The organism is Enterobacter cloacae complex sp. (genome assembly GCF_900322725.1).
GTDB lineage: Bacteria > Pseudomonadota > Gammaproteobacteria > Enterobacterales > Enterobacteriaceae > Enterobacter > Enterobacter quasihormaechei.
Map to the genome: position 1 here is coordinate 254,930 of NZ_LT991957.1, position 16,814 is coordinate 271,743.

The following is a 16,814-nucleotide window of genomic DNA, read 5'->3' on the forward strand; positions in this document are numbered from 1 at the left end:
AATCGCGCTATGCTTTACAGCGAGAAATTTGCCCCACCACAAGGAGTGGAAGATGTCTTCTGTTCGAACTGACGATAACACTACTTTTATTAACGAACTGTCGCGCCTGGTGGGTCACTCTCACCTGCTTACCGACCCGGCCAAAACCGCCCGCTACCGTAAGGGCTTTCGCTCCGGACAGGGCGACGCGCTGGCGGTGGTTTTCCCCGGCACGCTGCTCGAACTGTGGCGCGTGCTGAGCGCCTGCGTTGCGGCAGACAAGATTATTTTAATGCAGGCTGCGAATACTGGCCTGACCGAAGGCTCCACGCCGAACGGCAACGATTACGATCGTGACATCGTGATTATCAGCACCCTGCGCCTCGACAAACTGCACCTGCTGGACAAAGGCGAACAGGTGCTCGCCTTCCCCGGCACCACGCTCTACTCGCTGGAAAAAGCGCTTAAGCCGCTGGGACGCGAACCGCACTCGGTGATCGGCTCGTCGTGCATTGGCGCCTCGGTGATCGGCGGGATCTGCAACAACTCCGGCGGCTCGCTGGTGCAGCGCGGCCCGGCGTACACGGAAATGTCGCTGTTTGCCCGTATCGATGAAAACGGCAAGCTGACGCTGGTAAACCATCTGGGTATCGATCTGGGCGTAACGCCAGAGCAGATCCTCAGCAAGCTCGACGACGACCGCGTGAGGGATGAAGACGTTCAGCACGATGGCCGCCACGCGCACGACCACGATTACATCACCCGCGTGCGCGATATCGACGCCGATACGCCGGCGCGCTATAACGCCGATCCGGATCGCCTGTTTGAATCCTCCGGCTGCGCGGGCAAGCTGGCGGTGTTTGCGGTGCGCCTTGATACCTTCCCGGCAGAGAAAAAGCAGCAGGTGTTTTACATCGGCACCAATCAGCCGGAGGTGCTGACGGAGATCCGCCGTCATATTCTGGCCGACTTCACGCACCTGCCGGTGGCGGGCGAGTATATGCACCAGGACATTTACGACATCGCCGAACGCTACGGCAAAGACACCTTCCTGATGATCGACAAGCTCGGCACCGACAAAATGCCGTTCTTCTTCACCATGAAGGGCCGCACCGACGCAATGCTGGAGAAAGTGTCGCTGTTCAAGCCGCACTTTACCGACCGCTTTATGCAGAAGCTGGGCAACGTCTTCCCGGCGCATTTACCTGAGCGGATGAAGACCTGGCGTGACAAGTATGAGCATCACCTGCTGCTGAAAATGGCCGGGGACGGCATTGCCGAAGCGCAGAGCTGGCTTACCGAGTTCTTCAAAACTGCCGACGGGGATTTCTTCGCCTGTACGCCGGAAGAAGGCAGCAAAGCCTTCCTGCACCGCTTCGCCGCGGCGGGTGCTGCTATCCGTTATCAGGCCGTCCATTCCGAAGAGGTGGAAGATATTCTGGCGCTGGATATCGCGCTGCGTCGCAACGATACCGAGTGGTTTGAACACCTGCCGCCGGAGATCGACAGCAAGCTGGTGCACAAGCTCTATTACGGCCACTTTATGTGCTATGTCTTCCACCAGGATTATATCGTCAAAAAAGGCGTTGATGCGCATGCGCTGAAAGAGCAGATGCTCGCGCTGCTGCACGCGCGTGGCGCACAGTATCCTGCCGAGCACAACGTGGGGCATTTGTATAAAGCGCCGGAGACGCTTACACAGTTTTATCGCAAAAATGACCCGACAAACAGTATGAACCCCGGTATTGGTAAGACAACGCGGAAGAAATACTGGAAAGAGAGTGCCGAACCAGAGCAGCACATTACGCCATCCTCTGATGAACGCCTCTAGCCAAAATTAAGAGATTGTTAAGCGCTCCTCAAACGTACTAGAGTAACGGCTTATTGCCAGAGAAACGTTTCTCTGGCTTGCCAAACGAGGAGCGGGCAGAACATGTCGGCTGTAGAGAGTTTACCCGAAACCGAAATCGAGGTGCGCGACGCCCTTCCTGACGATGCGCATGCTATCTCGGCAATATACGCCTGGCACGTGCTTCATGGACGTGCCTCCTTTGAGGAAGTTCCTCCAACCGTCGATGAGATGCGCCAGCGGATAAAAAACGTGACCGACAGCGGGTTACCGTGGCTGGTCGCGCTATATCGCGGCATCGTCGTCGGCTACTGCTACGCCACGTTTTATCGTCCGCGCCAGGCTTATCGATATACCCTTGAAGAATCCATTTATGTGGATGCCAGCACTACCGGCCGCGGGTTTGGTTCGATCTTACTCCAGGCGCTGATCGCCCGGTGTGAACAAGGACCGTGGCGGCAGATGATAGCCGTGGTCGGCGACGGGCAAAATAACCCCGGGTCGTTGCGGCTGCATAAAAAGCACGGTTTCGACATTGTGGGTCAGCTCAGAAGTGTGGGATATAAAAAAGGCGACTGGCGGGACACGGTGATGATGCAGCGCCCGCTCAACGACGGTGACTGGACGCTGCCTGAGTAAGGCGCTTTCGCCCGGTGGCGCTTCGCTTACCGGGCCTACATGTCGAGGCCGCTGTAGGCCGGGTAAGGCGAAGCCGCCACCCGGCACACGCTAATGGCTCAGTCGTTCTGCGCCGTCGCCATCTGTTCCGCTTTCTGCTTCTTATACGCCAGTGCTGAAGCCGGCACCGGCTGCACTTTCCCGGTCTCAATCCAGGTTCGCAGGCGGCTCGCATCCGCAAAGTGGGTGTATTTGCCGAAGGCATCCATTACCACCAGCGCCACCGGCTTACCGTTAAACACGGTGCGCATCACCAGGCAGTGGCCTGCCGCATTGGTGAATCCGGTCTTGGTTAGCTGAATATTCCAGTTATCGCGATACACCAGATGGTTAGTGTTGCGGAACGGCAGCGTATACGCCGGGCTTGAGAAGGTCGCCATCTCCTCACGCGTGGTGCTGAGCTGACCAATCAGCGGATATTGCTTGCTGGCGATCAGCAGCTTTGTTAAGTCACGCGCCGTCGAGACGTTATGGATCGACAGACCGGTTGGCTCCACGAAATGGGTATTTTTCATCCCCAGCGATTTGGCTTTCGCGTTCATCGCGCGGATAAACGCGTCGTAACCGCCAGGATAATGGTGGGCGAGGCTCGCCGCCGCGCGGTTCTCTGAGGACATCAGCGCCAGCAGCAGCATATTTTTACGGCTGATTTCACTGTTCAGACGCACGCGAGAGTAGATCCCTTTCATCTCTGGCGTGTGGCTGATATCCACTTTCAGCTTTTCGTCCAGCGGCAGTCGTGCATCCAGCACCACCATCGCGGTCATGACTTTGGTTATGGAGGCTATCGGGCGCACCAGATCCGGGTGGCTGGCGTAGATGACCTTGTTGGTGTTCAGGTCAACGATCATCGCACTGCCGGAGGCAATCTGGGGTTGCGCAGCGGTTGTTGCGACTGCGGGCGTTTTGGCGATGGCTGGCGCGGTAGCGGACACGCCGAACAGCAGCGCAAGACTAAGGAGTGACACTCGGAATTTCAGCATGATGAGACTTCTGATAATGATTCACGCACGTGATGACGTACACCGCCTGCGTCGACGGATAAACGCAGGCTGGCTTTGGCATCATAGCGGCCGCCGTGCGTTGTCGCCAGCGGAGAATCGTGACCAGATGCTGCATTGCTGGCATTTACGCCAGCAATGCAGGGCACTTAAAAGAGACGGTATCCATAACCCCAGAGAATAACCGTCAGGGCCAGTAGCGCCTCCAGGACCAGCACGCCGATGGCAAGCGTTGAGCTGGAGAAGCTCAGGCCCTCTTCTTTATTGATATTCAGGAAGGTGGGAACCCCCACATATAGCAGATAACCGGTGTAAAAGAGGGCTACCGTACCGATCAGCGCGCACAGCCAGACCAGTGGATAGAGCGCGACAATACCGCTTAAGAACAGCGGGGTCGCGACGTATCCGGCGAAGACCATACAGTGTGCCAGCGACGGGCGCTGCGGATAGTTACGCGCCATCCAGTGGATGACCCGCCCCATCACCGCCACCCCGGCCAGCATCAGGCCATAGAACAGAATGGCCATGTACAGTCCGGTAAACCAGGAAAGCTGAACCACGGTGCCGTCACCAAAGTTCCAGCCGATTTGCGTAGTGCCTATAAACGCGCAGACCACCGGCACCGCTGCCATCAGCAGGACATGGTGGGTGTAGTGATGCGCGACCGTTTCGTTCTCGTTACGGATCACCTGCATTTCACGATCGGGATGGGAGAAAAGTCCCCAGACATGGTTCATAACGCCCCCTTGTTGTCGGCCCGTCAGCGATAGCTTAAGTATAATGCAGGCTTTAGATTATTTTATGTACAGTGGGAAATTTCCGTTGATTGCCGCGCGGTTGATGGATGGGGTATATGATTAACGCAGGCACAGTAAGGGAGACGACGTTTACTTAATGGATATCAACGGTCTTATTGAACAATATGGATACGCCGCGCTGGTGATCGGCAGCGTGGCAGAGGGCGAAACCATCACGCTGCTGGGCGGGGTGGCCGCACATCAGGGATTGCTGAAATTTCCGCTGGTGGTCGCCGCTGTCGCATTGGGCGGTATGATTGGCGATCAGCTGCTCTACTTTCTGGGGCTGCGTTTTGGCCCGACGCTTTTGCACCGTTTTGCTAAACATCAGAAGAAAATTCGCCGCGCCCAGCGGCTGATCCAGCGACATCCTTATCTTTTCGTGATTGGCACCCGCTTTATGTACGGTTTTCGCATCATTGGGCCGATACTGATTGGCGCGAGCCGCTTACCGCCGAAAATTTTCCTGCCGCTGAACATCATCGGGGCGATTGCCTGGGCGTTGATTTTCACCACGCTTGGCTACGCGGGTGGCGAAGTGATTGGCCCGTGGCTGCATAATCTTGACCAGCACCTGAAGCACTGGGCGTGGTTGATCCTGGTGGTTGTGGCGGTGATTGGGGTGCGCCTGTGGCTGAAGCATCGTGAAAAGCGCCGGGATGAAGAGTGAGTGCGGCCTGCTGCCCTTCACCCCGGCCCTCTCCCGGGGTGAGGGGAATGCTTATTCCGCTGGCTTAAACTGCGGGTTCGCCAGCATAAAACCCCCATCGACGATAAACGACTGTCCGGTGGTATAGCTGGCGTCGCTGTCGCATAGCCAGGCCACCAGGCTGGCAATTTCTTTGGTGTGGCCGGGGCGCGCCAGCGGAATTGACGGCATAGATCCCTCTTTAACTTCGCTGTCGTCCATATCGTTCATCGGCGTGGCAATCGCACCGGGGGCGACGGCGTTCACCAGGATCTTATGCTGCACCAGTTCCAGCGCCATTGATTTGGTTAACCCGCCCAGAGCGTGCTTTGCGGCGGTGTAGGCGCTGGCATCCGGCAGCGGCGTATGTTCATGAACCGAGGTGATGTTCACGATTCGCCCCCCTTCCCCCTGCTTCACCATCTGACGCGCCGCGATTTGCGAGCAGAGAAACGCGCCGTCCACGTCAACGGTAAAAATGTTCCGCCAGTCATCAAACGACAGTTCCAGAAAAGGCGCTTTGTTCATCGCCCCGGCATTGTTAACCAGCACGTCCAGCCGCCCGAAGCGGGAAATCAGCGTTTCGATGGCCTTTGCGCCTTCCGGCAGCGTGCCCAGGTCGAGATGGATGGCTTCGGCACGCTGACCACGCGCTTCAACCTCACGGCAGGTTTCCAGCGCCCCTTTTTCATCTGAATGCCAGGTCACCCCGATATCAAACCCGCGTTCGGCCAGCATCAGGGCCGTCGTTTTACCAATCCCTGAATCCGATGCGGTAACAATTGCGACTCGCGTCATACTCACCTCCTGAAAATCTGCAAAGAGGTAAGTATAGATAATGCGCGATTTTAGCTGTGATGATATCCACCGCCCAGCGCGGACGTGAGCTGTAGCGTGGCGTCCACGTTCTGGCCTTGCAGCATTAATCCGGCAATCTGCTCTTTCAGCGCCGGAATTTTTGCTTCACTCACCCGGGAGCCGGCAATGATCCCCGCGCTGAAGCGCGCCTGCGCCAGTCCAACGACGCGTGCGGCGTCTTTTTCGACCTTCCGCTGGTGCTGATTTTTGGCGGTCAGGGTTTCCACTTCACTCGCCGTCCGGGCGACCTGGTTTACCGCCTCCACCACGGCCTTGTTGTAGTTCGCCACGGAGAGGTTGTTCTGCGCCTGGGCGATATCCAGGTTCGCATTTAACCGACCGCTGTCAAAGACTGGCAGGGTCAGACCCGCGGTCACGCCCATTTGCTGCGCGGAAGAACGGAACAGATCGCTCAGGTGCAACGCATCCTGCTGCAAGAACGCCATCAAATTGACGTCGGGATAGAACGCGGCTTTGGCGGCCTCCACTTCGCTCATGGACGCTTCGATATACCAGTGCGCCTCCTGCAAATCCGGGCGGCGAGCCAGCAGCTCATAGCCGAGCGTTGACGGCAGCGACGCCTCTACGTCAGGTAGTGCATGCCGGGCGAGCGTGATCGAAGGGGTATTGGTCAACGCGTTCAGACGCGCCTCAATGGCCTTCATTTTGCCGTGCACGTCAGCGAGCTGTTCATCGGTTTTGCTGGCATTAATATCCGTTTCAACGCCCTCTACGGAGGAGGTGATCCCGTGCTGATAGAGTTCACGATCGGCGCCGATGATATTTTCCTGCTCCTGTTTGATCTGCGTGAGCACATCACCCACGGCGGCCTCGGTCTGCCATTCCCAGTACAGCCGCGCGACGCTGCTGGCGAGCAGCTGGCGGGTCTGCTCCAGCTCCGCTTTTTGCGCATTCACTTTACCGATGCGGGCCTCAATCTGGGCGCGATTTTTCCCCCATAAATCCAGATCCCAACCCGCCGTCAGGCCAAAGGTGCCGTTGGTATACCAGGGCCCGGTTGTTCCCGCCGCCGGGTCGGTCAGGGCGAACGGTCCCATCAGCCCCTCTGCCGACATCTTTTGCCGTTCAACATCGGCGGAAAAGTCCAGCTGTGGGCCATCAGCGGCGACAGCGGCTTTCGCCTGCGCTTCCGCCAGGGTGATACGCTGCCGGGCAATTTCCATATCCGGCGCATCCGCTATCGCTTTGGCGATAAGCGAGTTGAGCTGGGGGTCATTATAATCTTTCCACCATTCGCTTTTTGGCCAGTCGGCATGGCTCAGCTGGGTATTTACAGCGGCGGCGGTGGCTTGCGTTTTTATTGGCGACACCGTGGCATGTTCCGGCGCACAGGCGGCCAGCATAAAAATCAGGGGAGCACTCAGAGATAAAGTAAGGGAACGTTTCATTACGCCATGCACTCAAAAAAAATAAAGGCGCAACTTACGCTTACTGGCGTTCCGTTTTTTAGTAACGCGTGGCAATCCGCATAATGTTATACATTTTCATATCCGGAAATTTATTCCCCAAGACTATGATTTAATTTCATGTATTCATGCTAGTTATGAATTGGCTGCTACACTTACTCACGACAGACATACGCAGGAGAGGCGAATGAAAATATTATTGTGGGTTATTTTGATTATATTTCTGATAGGGCTGCTGGTGGTAACCGGCGTATTCAAGATGATTTTCTGATTCTTCTGCCCGGCTGCGCGCCGGGCAAAGGTATTCACGCCTGGCTCAACCCTTCGACTGGATGACGCGGGCAATATCCGCAGACGTCTGTAGCGTACGGATCTCCTGAAATAACCCCAGCGCTTCGCCGTACTCTTTACGCAAATAGCTCAGCCACTGTTTGATACGCGCAACGTGATACAACCCGGTATCGCCCTGCTTTTCCAGCCGCGTGTATTTTTGCAGGAGTTTCACCACCTCAGCCCACGGCATACGCGGCTCATTATACTTCACCACCCGGCTGAGGTTCGGCACGTTCAGCGCGCCGCGTCCAATCATCACCGCATCACAGCCGGTGGCTTTCAGACACGCCTGTGCGCTCTCGTAATCCCAGATTTCGCCGTTGGCGATAACGGGAATGGTAAGGCGTTTGCGGATCTCGCCAATCGCCTGCCAGTTAATGCGCTCGGCTTTGTAGCCATCCTCTTTGGTACGCCCGTGCACCACCAGCTCGGTGGCGCCCGCCTGCTGCACCGCATCGGCAATTTCAAACTGCTTATCCCCGCTGTCCCATCCCAGACGCACTTTGACCGTCACCGGCAGATGCGATGGCACCGCCTCACGCATGGCCTTTGCGCCGCGATAAATCAGCTCCGGATCCTTGAGCAACGTTGCCCCGCCGCCGCTGCCGTTAACCAGCTTTGACGGACAGCCGCAGTTAAGATCGACGCCGTACGAGCCAAGCGCGACCGCACGGGCGGCGTTTTCAGCCAGCCACTCAGGATACTGACCGAGCAGCTGAATGCGCACCAGCGTACCGGAGGGGGTGCGGCTCTGCCGATGCAGCTCCGGGCAGAGGCGATAAAATGATTTTTCTGGCAGCAACATATCGACCACGCGCAAGAACTCCGTCACGCAGAGATCGTAATCGTTCACCTCGGTCAGCAGCTCGCGCACGAGCGAGTCGAGCACGCCTTCCATCGGGGCCAGTAAAACACGCATTCTGAGTACCTGTGAAAAAAGACGCGCTATAGTAGCTGCTCTCTATGACTGTGGAAAGCCCGGCGTTCCATTCAGGAATGGCTGTTATGCTCAAAATTCATGTTGTGATCCGTGGCACATTTTCAGGTTTAATTGTATGATGAATACGTCTCAGCAAGGACTTTCACCATGAGCAAATCACTGAATACTCTCTGGCAATACCTTCGGGCCTTCGTCCTGATTTATGCCTGCCTGTACGCTGGCATTTTTATCGCGTCGCTGCTGCCGATTACCATACCCGGCAGCATTATCGGCATGCTGATCCTCTTTGTGCTGTTGGCATTACAGGTGCTGCCCGCGAAATGGGTCAACCCGGGGTGCTTCGTTCTCATTCGCTATATGGCCCTGCTTTTTGTGCCTATCGGCGTTGGGGTTATGCAGTATTACGATGTGCTTAAAGCGCAATTCGGCCCGATAGTCGTCTCCTGCGCTATCAGTACGCTGGTGGTTTTTCTGGTGGTCAGCTGGAGCTCACATATTGTGCATGGCGAACGTAAAGTGGTTGGGGAGAAAACAAAAAAATGATGGAAAATATCTGGTGGTCCCTGCCGTTAACCCTGGCGGTGTTCTTCGCTGCCCGTAAGCTCGCGGTTCGTTTTAAAATGCCACTGCTGAACCCGCTGCTGGTCGCCATGGTGGTGATCATTCCTTTTCTGCTGTTCACCGGCATACCTTATGAACGTTACTTCGCCGGGAGCAAAATCCTCAACGATTTATTGCAGCCTGCCGTGGTGGCGCTGGCGTTTCCTTTATATGAGCAACTGCATCAGATCCGAGCGCGCTGGAAGTCCATCATCACCATCTGCTTTGTGGGTAGCCTGGTGGCGATGATCACCGGCACGTCAGTGGCCCTGTTGATGGGCGCGTCGCCGCAGATTGCCGCCTCTATCCTGCCAAAATCCGTGACCACGCCGATCGCCATGGCCGTGGGCGGCAGCATCGGAGGCATCCCGGCCATTAGCGCCGTATGCGTGATTTTTGTCGGTATCCTGGGGGCGGTGTTTGGCCATACGCTGCTGAACATCATGAAAATACGCACCAAAGCGGCGCGCGGTCTGGCGATGGGTACCGCCTCGCACGCGCTGGGCACCGCACGCTGTGCGGAACTGGATTATCAGGAAGGGGCATTCAGCTCGCTGGCGCTGGTGATTTGCGGGATTATTACTTCCCTGGTCGCGCCGTTCATCTTCCCGATTATTCTGGCCGTGATGGGCTAAAATTTGCGATGCGTCGCGCAAATTTCATTTTCATTTCATAAGTTGCACACATAATGAGATTTGGATCACATATAAAGGCCGTTCGGCTCCGTACACTACCGATCCATTAACCTTGATGAGGCAACGTCATGCATCCACGTTTTCAAGCTGCTTTCTCTCAGCTTGCAGAGAATTTGCAATCAGCCCTGGCTCCGGTTCTGGCGGATGCGCATTTCCCCGCCCTGCTGACGGCAGATCAGGTCACGACGCTTAAGCAGGCAACGGGGCTGGACGAAGACGCGCTGGCTTTCGCCCTGCTGCCGCTGGCAGCTGCCTGCGCCCGCGCAGACCTTTCCCATTTTAACGTAGGCGCGATTGCGCGCGGCGTAAGCGGGACCTGGTACTTCGGCGGGAATATGGAGTTTCTCGGTGCGACCATGCAGCAAACCGTTCACGCGGAGCAGAGCGCTATCAGTCATGCCTGGCTGCGCGGTGAAAAAGCCCTGCGCGCCATTACCGTCAACTACACCCCTTGCGGCCACTGCCGCCAGTTTATGAATGAGCTGAACAGCGGGCTGGAACTGCGTATCAACCTGCCGGGCCGCGCGCCGCATACGCTGGGCGATTACCTGCCCGACGCTTTCGGCCCGAAAGATCTTGGGATCAAAACCCTGCTGATGGACGAGCAGAACCACGGATATGCGCTCTCTGGGGATGCGCTCAGCGAAGCGGCCATTTCAGCCGCCAACAAAAGCCACACGCCGTACAGTAAATCCCCAAGCGGCGTCGCCCTTCAGTGCCGCGACGGTCGCATCTTCACCGGGAGCTATGCTGAGAATGCCGCGTTCAACCCGACGCTGCCTCCGCTTCAGGGCGCACTGAACCTTCTCAGCCTGAACGGGTACGACTATCCGGATATTCAGCGCGCGATCCTGGCTGAAATTGCCGATGCGCCGCTGATCCAGTGGGACGCAACCGCAGCCACGCTGAAAGCGCTGGGCTGTACAACCATCGACCGCGTGCTACTTGCCTGATCGTCCCGGCGGGCAGAAATGCCCGCCAGTCTGACGAAAAACCCCTCAGTTGATTCGCTGTTTCTTGCGCTAACCAGGCGGGTACAGTAGCCTGAGGGAAATTTCATCATCGGTACGAGCCATCTGCATGTTAAAGCGCGTGTTTTACAGCCTGTCTGTCCTGGTCGGCATACTGCTGTTGATCGTGCTGGGTCTCGACCGCTGGATGAGCTGGAAAACAGCCCCCTACATTTTTGACGATCTTCAGGACCTCCCCTACCGACAGGTTGGCGTCGTGCTTGGTACCGCCAAGTATTACCGCACCGGCGTCATCAATCAGTATTACCGATATCGTATTCAGGGCGCCCTGAACGCCTATAACAGCGGTAAGGTGAACTATCTGCTGTTAAGCGGCGATAACGCCCTGCAAAGCTATAACGAGCCGGTGACGATGCGCAAAGATTTGATTGCCGCAGGCGTTGACCCGGCCGATATCGTGCTCGACTACGCCGGATTCCGCACCCTTGATTCCATCGTGCGTACCCGCAAGGTGTTCGACACCAACGATTTCATCATCATCACCCAGCGTTTCCACTGCGAGCGGGCGCTGTTTATCGCCCTGCATATGGGGATCCAGGCCCAGTGCTACGCCGTGCCGTCACCAAAAGATATGCTGAGCGTACGCGTACGTGAGTTTGGCGCCCGTTTTGGCGCGCTGGCTGACCTGTACCTGTTCAAGCGTGAACCGCGCTTCTTAGGCCCGCTGGTGCCAATCCCGGCGATGCATGAAGTGCCTGAAAATGCGCAAGGTTATCCGGCGGTGACGCCGGAGCAGCTGCTGGAAATGCAGAAGAAGTAATAACTGATGTCGGGTGGCGGCTTCGCCTTACCCGACCTACGATCGCGATTTTGTAGGCCCGGTAAGCGTCGCGCCACCGGGCAAAAAAAGGCCCGCTACGTGAGCGGGCCTTTTCATTCTGAAGAACTTATTTCTTACGCGCGTACTTCAGTGAATCCAGGGCAACCGCGAAGATGATGATCGCACCCTTGATGATGTACTGCCAGTACGGGTTCACGCCGATGTAGGTCAGGCCATAGTTGATCACGGTGAAGATGATCACACCGGTCACCACGCCCAGCACGGTACCCACGCCGCCGCTGAAGGAGACCCCGCCGACCACGCAGGCCGCAATCGCATCCAGTTCGTACATAAAGCCGAGGTTGTTGGTCGCAGAGCCGATACGGCCCGCTTCCAGCATCCCGCCAAAGGCATAGAACACGCCGGACAGGGCATAAATCATCAGCAGGTTCAGCGCAACGTTGACCCCGGAGACTTTCGCCGCTTCCGGGTTGCCGCCGATGGCGAAAATGTTTTTACCGAAGCGGGTTTTGTTCCACAGGATCCAGACGAACGCCACCGCGATCAGCGCATAGAAGGTGATATAGGAGAGACGGAAGCTGCCCAGCGCAACAAACCCCTGCGTGAAGGTAGAGAAGCCGCTGTCGAAGCCAGAGATCGGGGACGCGCCGACGAAATCGTAGTACAGGGAGTTAATACCGTAAACGATGATCATCGTACCCAACGTGGTGATGAATGGCGTCACGTTCAGGTAAGCAATGATGATGCCGTTAATCAGGCCGATCACCGCGCCGATGGCGCACACAATCAGGATCACCACGAAAATTGGCATGGTCGCCATCTCCGGGAACACCTTGTTGGCGTTTTCCATCGACTGCAACAGGGTCGCCGCAATGACCGCCGCCAGACCGACCTGGCGCCCTGCCGAAAGGTCAGTCCCCTGGGTAACGATAAGCCCCGCCACGCCCAACGCGATAATAATACGCACGGAAGACTGGGTCAGAATGTTACTCAAGTTCAGCAGACTTAAGAACGTAGGGTCCTGGAAAATAATAATTGCCAGCAAGACTAAAAGAACAACGTAAATACCGCCTTCTTTCAGATAAGTGAGAAAACTTTTTTTATTTAACGCACTCATGAGGAGCCCCTGATCTTAAAGGTGCAAAGACGCAAGACGCAAAATTTCGTTTTGCGTTGTCGTTTTGGTGTCAACAATACCGGCAACGAGACCATTGCTCATAACCAGAATACGGTCTGTGATCCCTAACAATTCCGGCATTTCGGAAGAAATAATAATGATCCCTTTATCTTTTTTGGCCAGCTCCGCGATCAGCTGGTAAATCTCAAATTTTGCACCAACGTCGATACCGCGCGTAGGTTCATCCAGCATCAGGATCTCAGGCTGGGTCAATAACCAGCGACCGATAATAACCTTCTGCTGGTTCCCTCCCGAGAGTGAACCGATTTGCGTGCGGTGCCCCGGCGTTTTCACGCGCATGGAGTCAATCACCCACTGGGTATCGCTCTTCATACGGGAATTATCCAGCAGGCCGATTTTACTTTTGTAGTTACGGATATTCGAAATTAACGAGTTAAAGTTAATATCGAGATACGCATAAATGCCGGTCGAGCGGCGCTCTTCCGTCACCAGCGCAAAACCATGATTAATGGCTTCGTTAGCGTTGTGGTTATTAATTTTCTTGCCGTGCAGCGTAATGGTGCCGCCCGACTTTTCACGGATGCCAAACAGGGTTTCTACGATATCGGTGCGCTTCGCGCCTACCAGCCCTGCGATGCCCAGAATCTCGCCCTTGTGCAGATCGAAAGAGACATCACGAATGGACGGCTGACGCAGCGAGGTCAGGTTACGCACCTCCAGAATCACTTCGCCTGGCTTGTTTTCTTTATCCGGGAAGCGCTGGTTCAGAGAACGACCGACCATCATGGCGATGATCTTGTCCATGTCCAGCCCTTCCAGCGGCTGGGTGGCAATCCACTGGCCGTCACGCAGAATGGTGATTTCATCGCACAGCTGGAAGATCTCTTCCATTTTATGTGAGATATAGACAATGCCGCAGCCGCGATCTTTCAGCTTACGAATAATGGTAAAAAGGTGATTAACCTCTTTTTCCGTTAATGACGACGTTGGTTCATCCATGATCACGATTTTCGCATCATAGGAGAACGCTTTGGCAATTTCGATCATCTGCATCTGGGAAACCGATAATGTCCCGACGCGTGCGCGCGGGTCGATATCAATATCCAGCTCATCAAAAATGGCTTTGGTGTCGCGATACATTTTATCCTGATCGACAAAGACACCTTTGGTTGGATAGCGGCCCAACCACATATTATCCATAACCGAACGTTGCAGAACCAGGTTTAACTCCTGGTGAACCATTGAGATACCGTTTTCCAGCGCTTCTTTCGCTGAATGGAAATCGATCTCTTTTCCCTGAAAAAGAATACTGCCGGAATCTTTTTGATAGATCCCAAAAAGGCATTTTAATAATGTTGATTTACCCGCACCGTTTTCACCCATTAACGCGTGAATAGAGTGAGGACGAACTTTTAAATTAACATTATCGAGTGCCTTAACCCCGGGGAATGACTTGTTGACACCGGTCATTTCCAGTAAGTATTCACCGGACGGCTGAGTAGTTGTGCTGACCATAATTATACCTTGTTGGCCTCGCATATCGCGTTATAAAAGGGCGCAACGAATTGCGCCCAGTGAAGACAAAACGAAAATCTTATTTACCGATAAACTCAGCCAGGTTGGACTGGTCTACGCCCACGTAAGGAACGCGAACGATTTTATTTTCAATTTTCCAGTTAGTTCCGTCAGCGGCACCTTTACCGTCGGCCAGGTTTTTCGCCAGATCGAAGGTGGCTTTCGCCTGGTTGTTAGCATCGTTCAGCACGGTACCGGCCATTGCGCCAGATTTCACCAGCGCCAGCGCTTCTGGCAGAGCATCCACACCGAAGACAGGAATGGCGGATTTGTTGTGTGCCTTCAGCGCTTCAACGGCGCCCATAGCCATCGCGTCGTTGTTGGCGATGACCACTTCAATTTTGTTCGCGTTCGGGCCAGAGAGCCACGCGTCCATCTTATCTTTCGCCTGAGCGGTGTCCCACATCGCGGTATCTAACGCCAGCTGCTGGGTTTTCAGGCCTTTGTCGTTCAGCTCTTTGATGACGTAGGTGGTACGGGCTTCAGCATCCGGGTGGCCCGGCTCGCCTTTCAGCAGAACGAACTGCACCTGACCGTCTTTGTTCAGGTCCCAGTTCGGGTTTGCCGCCCAGTGTTTCGCAATCAGATCGCCCTGGATAATACCCGACTCTTTGGAGTCAGTACCCACATAATACGCTTTATCGTAGCTGTCCAGCGCCTTACGGGAAGGTTCTTTGTTGAAGAAGACGATTGGCACGTTCTGGCCGCGCGCTTTCTCGATAACCGTGCCTGCTGCGGCCGGGTCAACCAGGTTAATAGCCAGCGCTTTCACGCCTTTTGCCAGCAGAACGTCAATCTGATCGTTCTGTTTGGACTGGTCGTTCTGGGAGTCATTCATCAGCAGCTGTACGTCCGGCGCTGATTTAGCATCTTTTTCAATTGCTTTGCGCACAACAGACATGAAGTTGTCGTCGTATTTATAGATAGTCACGCCAATACGGGTATCCGCAGCGTGGGCTGCTGCGCCAAAAAGCATGCTTGCCATGACAGCAGACAGAGTCAACACCTTCTTATTCATGGTATCTCCGGTTTTTTTTATGCAGGGTAGTTCTGGTGAAAAACGGCAGGCGGGCAGATGTTAATAAAACGTTACTGATCGCCGACGTTCACTTATAAAATGTCCAGCTTCCGTGTTCGGTAACGCTCCAGAAATGCGTTTTTTTCGTTGTCTGAGGCGTTCTGGCAACGGTAAAAGTGAATAATCACCGTTACATTGTGTTTCAGCCCCTAAAACGCTGACATCATAGACAGCGGCTTGTTAAGATACTGTGAATTTACTCACAGATTGAAAACGGTTACATCACGTGATGTTATCAGTTAGTGATCGGAGCCACAGTTTGCCGAATAGCAACCGAATGGCGGCGTACTAAAGTCGGCATAAAACAATGCGTTGCGTCAGGATCTAACAGCCCGGCCGCCCCCTGTAACGCCAGCTCTGTCGCCAGTTTCGCCATAGAAGCAATGGGATAACGTACCGTTGTCAGCTGCGGATCGGTGTAACGGGCAATGGGGATATCATCAAAACCGATCAGCGATAAATGCTGTGGCACCGCAATGCCATTGTCTTTCAGCGCGGTAAGCGCACCTGCCGCCATGCTGTCGTTATAGGCAAACACGGCTGATAGCTGAAGGTTACGCCCCAGCAGTTCAACCATGGCCGCTTCACCGCCCTGCATGTCCGGCGAACCGGTGCCGACCCAGCTCTCAAGGGGCGCAATGCCCTGCTCTTTCAGGGCATTTTGCCAGCCTTCGCGGCGCATCATGTCGTCTTCAATACCGTGGCTGGAAGCCAGGTAGCCAATGCGCTGATGGCCGTTGCTGATGAGCATCCGCGTCGCCATCATTGCGCCGCTGACGTTATCCAGACCGACGCAGCGGTGCGCGTAACCGGGGACGATGCGGTTGATCAGCACCATACCGGGGATCTGCTCCATAAACCCGGCCAGCTCCTCATCGCTCAGGGCTTTAGAGTGCACAATAAGGGCGTTACAGCGCTGGCGGATCAGTACCTCAATGGCATAGCGCTCTTTCTCAGCCTCGTGATAGCTGTTGCCAATCAGCACGTATTTCTGGTGCTGCTGGGCAACAACGTCCACCGCTTTGACCAGCGCGCCGAAGAAGGCGTCCGACACGTCCATCACGACTACGCCAATGGTATCGCTGACCTGCGTCGCCAGCGCCTGCGCGTTGGCGTTTGGCCGGTACCCCAGCTGGGTCACGGCTTTCATTACGGTTTCACGCGTTTCAGGGCTGACCAGCGCGCTGTTGTTCAGCACGCGGGAGACGGTAGCAACAGAAACACCCGCCTGGCGGGCGACGTCACGAATGGTGATCATATTCACCATCCTTTAAAGGATTGCAGCAACTCACAGACACCCCCTGTGTTTAGCAAGGTAGCTATTCTGGCAGCGAGAGAGAGGAGACTACGTGAAGAAGCTCACACA

Annotated in this window: 17 protein-coding genes; 8 read left to right on the forward strand and 9 right to left on the reverse strand. The window is 55.4% G+C overall.

The genetic code is table 11. The features are described 5' to 3' along the window. Positions 1-52: 52 nt before the first annotated feature. Positions 53-1,810 (forward strand): D-lactate dehydrogenase, encoded by a 1,758-nt coding sequence (gene dld / locus DBR02_RS01200; protein WP_107533383.1) that lies wholly within the window; start codon positions 53-55, stop codon positions 1,808-1,810. A gap of 102 nt (positions 1,811-1,912) precedes the next feature. Next, positions 1,913-2,467: a GNAT family N-acetyltransferase gene (locus DBR02_RS01205; RefSeq protein ID WP_063868316.1), complete on the forward strand. Its 555-nt coding sequence runs from the start codon at positions 1,913-1,915 to the stop codon at positions 2,465-2,467. Between the two features lie 98 nt (positions 2,468-2,565). On the opposite strand, the gene pbpG is transcribed toward DBR02_RS01205, so the two are convergent. Both pbpG and DBR02_RS01215 read right to left on the reverse strand, forming a co-directional pair. Then, on the reverse strand, positions 2,566-3,489 hold the full coding sequence (pbpG, locus tag DBR02_RS01210; protein ID WP_063868315.1) for a D-alanyl-D-alanine endopeptidase: 924 nt from the start codon (positions 3,487-3,489) through the stop codon (positions 2,566-2,568). Between the two features lie 167 nt (positions 3,490-3,656). Further along, complete coding sequence (locus DBR02_RS01215) at positions 3,657-4,244, reverse strand: Yip1 family protein (protein ID WP_063868314.1); 588 nt, start codon at positions 4,242-4,244, stop codon at positions 3,657-3,659. A 157-nt stretch (positions 4,245-4,401) separates the two neighbouring features. Between DBR02_RS01215 and DBR02_RS01220 the strand changes: the two genes are divergently transcribed. Next, positions 4,402-4,974 (forward strand): DedA family protein, encoded by a 573-nt coding sequence (locus DBR02_RS01220; RefSeq protein ID WP_063868313.1) that lies wholly within the window; start codon positions 4,402-4,404, stop codon positions 4,972-4,974. Positions 4,975-5,025: 51 nt separating this feature from the next. On the opposite strand, the gene DBR02_RS01225 is transcribed toward DBR02_RS01220, so the two are convergent. Next, entirely contained in the window at positions 5,026-5,790 is a 765-nt protein-coding gene (locus DBR02_RS01225; protein WP_074177786.1) for an SDR family oxidoreductase, read from the reverse strand. A 50-nt stretch (positions 5,791-5,840) separates the two neighbouring features. Next, positions 5,841-7,259: a multidrug resistance outer membrane protein MdtQ gene (gene mdtQ / locus DBR02_RS01230; protein WP_107533384.1), complete on the reverse strand. Its 1,419-nt coding sequence runs from the start codon at positions 7,257-7,259 to the stop codon at positions 5,841-5,843. Between the two features lie 205 nt (positions 7,260-7,464). Between mdtQ and yohP the strand changes: the two genes are divergently transcribed. Beyond that, a complete protein-coding gene (gene yohP, locus DBR02_RS27220) occupies positions 7,465-7,548 on the forward strand; it encodes a small membrane protein YohP (RefSeq protein WP_015572324.1) in 84 nt (27 codons plus the stop codon). A 45-nt stretch (positions 7,549-7,593) separates the two neighbouring features. Here the strand turns inward: yohP and dusC are convergent, their stop codons facing one another. Further along, positions 7,594-8,529: a tRNA dihydrouridine(16) synthase DusC gene (gene dusC / locus DBR02_RS01235; RefSeq protein WP_063450311.1), complete on the reverse strand. Its 936-nt coding sequence runs from the start codon at positions 8,527-8,529 to the stop codon at positions 7,594-7,596. A 168-nt stretch (positions 8,530-8,697) separates the two neighbouring features. Between dusC and DBR02_RS01240 the strand changes: the two genes are divergently transcribed. From DBR02_RS01240 to sanA, 4 genes are all read left to right on the forward strand, one after another. Next, entirely contained in the window at positions 8,698-9,093 is a 396-nt protein-coding gene (locus tag DBR02_RS01240) for a CidA/LrgA family protein (RefSeq protein WP_063450312.1), read from the forward strand. Then, positions 9,090-9,785, forward strand: coding sequence for a CidB/LrgB family autolysis modulator (locus tag DBR02_RS01245; protein ID WP_063450313.1), 696 nt, complete (start codon positions 9,090-9,092; stop codon positions 9,783-9,785). Before DBR02_RS01240 ends, DBR02_RS01245 begins: the two co-directional genes overlap by 4 nt. A gap of 128 nt (positions 9,786-9,913) precedes the next feature. Then, a complete protein-coding gene (cdd, locus tag DBR02_RS01250; RefSeq protein ID WP_107533385.1) occupies positions 9,914-10,798 on the forward strand; it encodes a cytidine deaminase in 885 nt (294 codons plus the stop codon). A gap of 127 nt (positions 10,799-10,925) precedes the next feature. After that, positions 10,926-11,636 carry an outer membrane permeability protein SanA gene (gene sanA, locus DBR02_RS01255; RefSeq protein ID WP_063450315.1) on the forward strand — a complete coding sequence of 237 codons (711 nt, stop codon included), beginning with the start codon at positions 10,926-10,928 and terminating at the stop codon, positions 11,634-11,636. 127 nt (positions 11,637-11,763) lie between these two features. Here sanA and mglC read toward each other — a convergent pair whose 3' ends face one another. The 4 genes from mglC to galS all read right to left on the reverse strand — a co-directional run bounded on the left by mglC (position 11,764) and on the right by galS (position 16,706). Next, a complete protein-coding gene (mglC, locus tag DBR02_RS01260) occupies positions 11,764-12,774 on the reverse strand; it encodes a galactose/methyl galactoside ABC transporter permease MglC (RefSeq protein WP_003859318.1) in 1,011 nt (336 codons plus the stop codon). A gap of 15 nt (positions 12,775-12,789) precedes the next feature. Next, a complete protein-coding gene (gene mglA, locus DBR02_RS01265; protein ID WP_063450316.1) occupies positions 12,790-14,310 on the reverse strand; it encodes a galactose/methyl galactoside ABC transporter ATP-binding protein MglA in 1,521 nt (506 codons plus the stop codon). A gap of 79 nt (positions 14,311-14,389) precedes the next feature. After that, positions 14,390-15,388, reverse strand: coding sequence for a galactose/glucose ABC transporter substrate-binding protein MglB (gene mglB / locus DBR02_RS01270; RefSeq protein WP_063450317.1), 999 nt, complete (start codon positions 15,386-15,388; stop codon positions 14,390-14,392). 295 nt (positions 15,389-15,683) lie between these two features. Next, on the reverse strand, positions 15,684-16,706 hold the full coding sequence (gene galS / locus DBR02_RS01275; protein WP_063450318.1) for an HTH-type transcriptional regulator GalS: 1,023 nt from the start codon (positions 16,704-16,706) through the stop codon (positions 15,684-15,686). Positions 16,707-16,814: the final 108 nt, after the last annotated feature.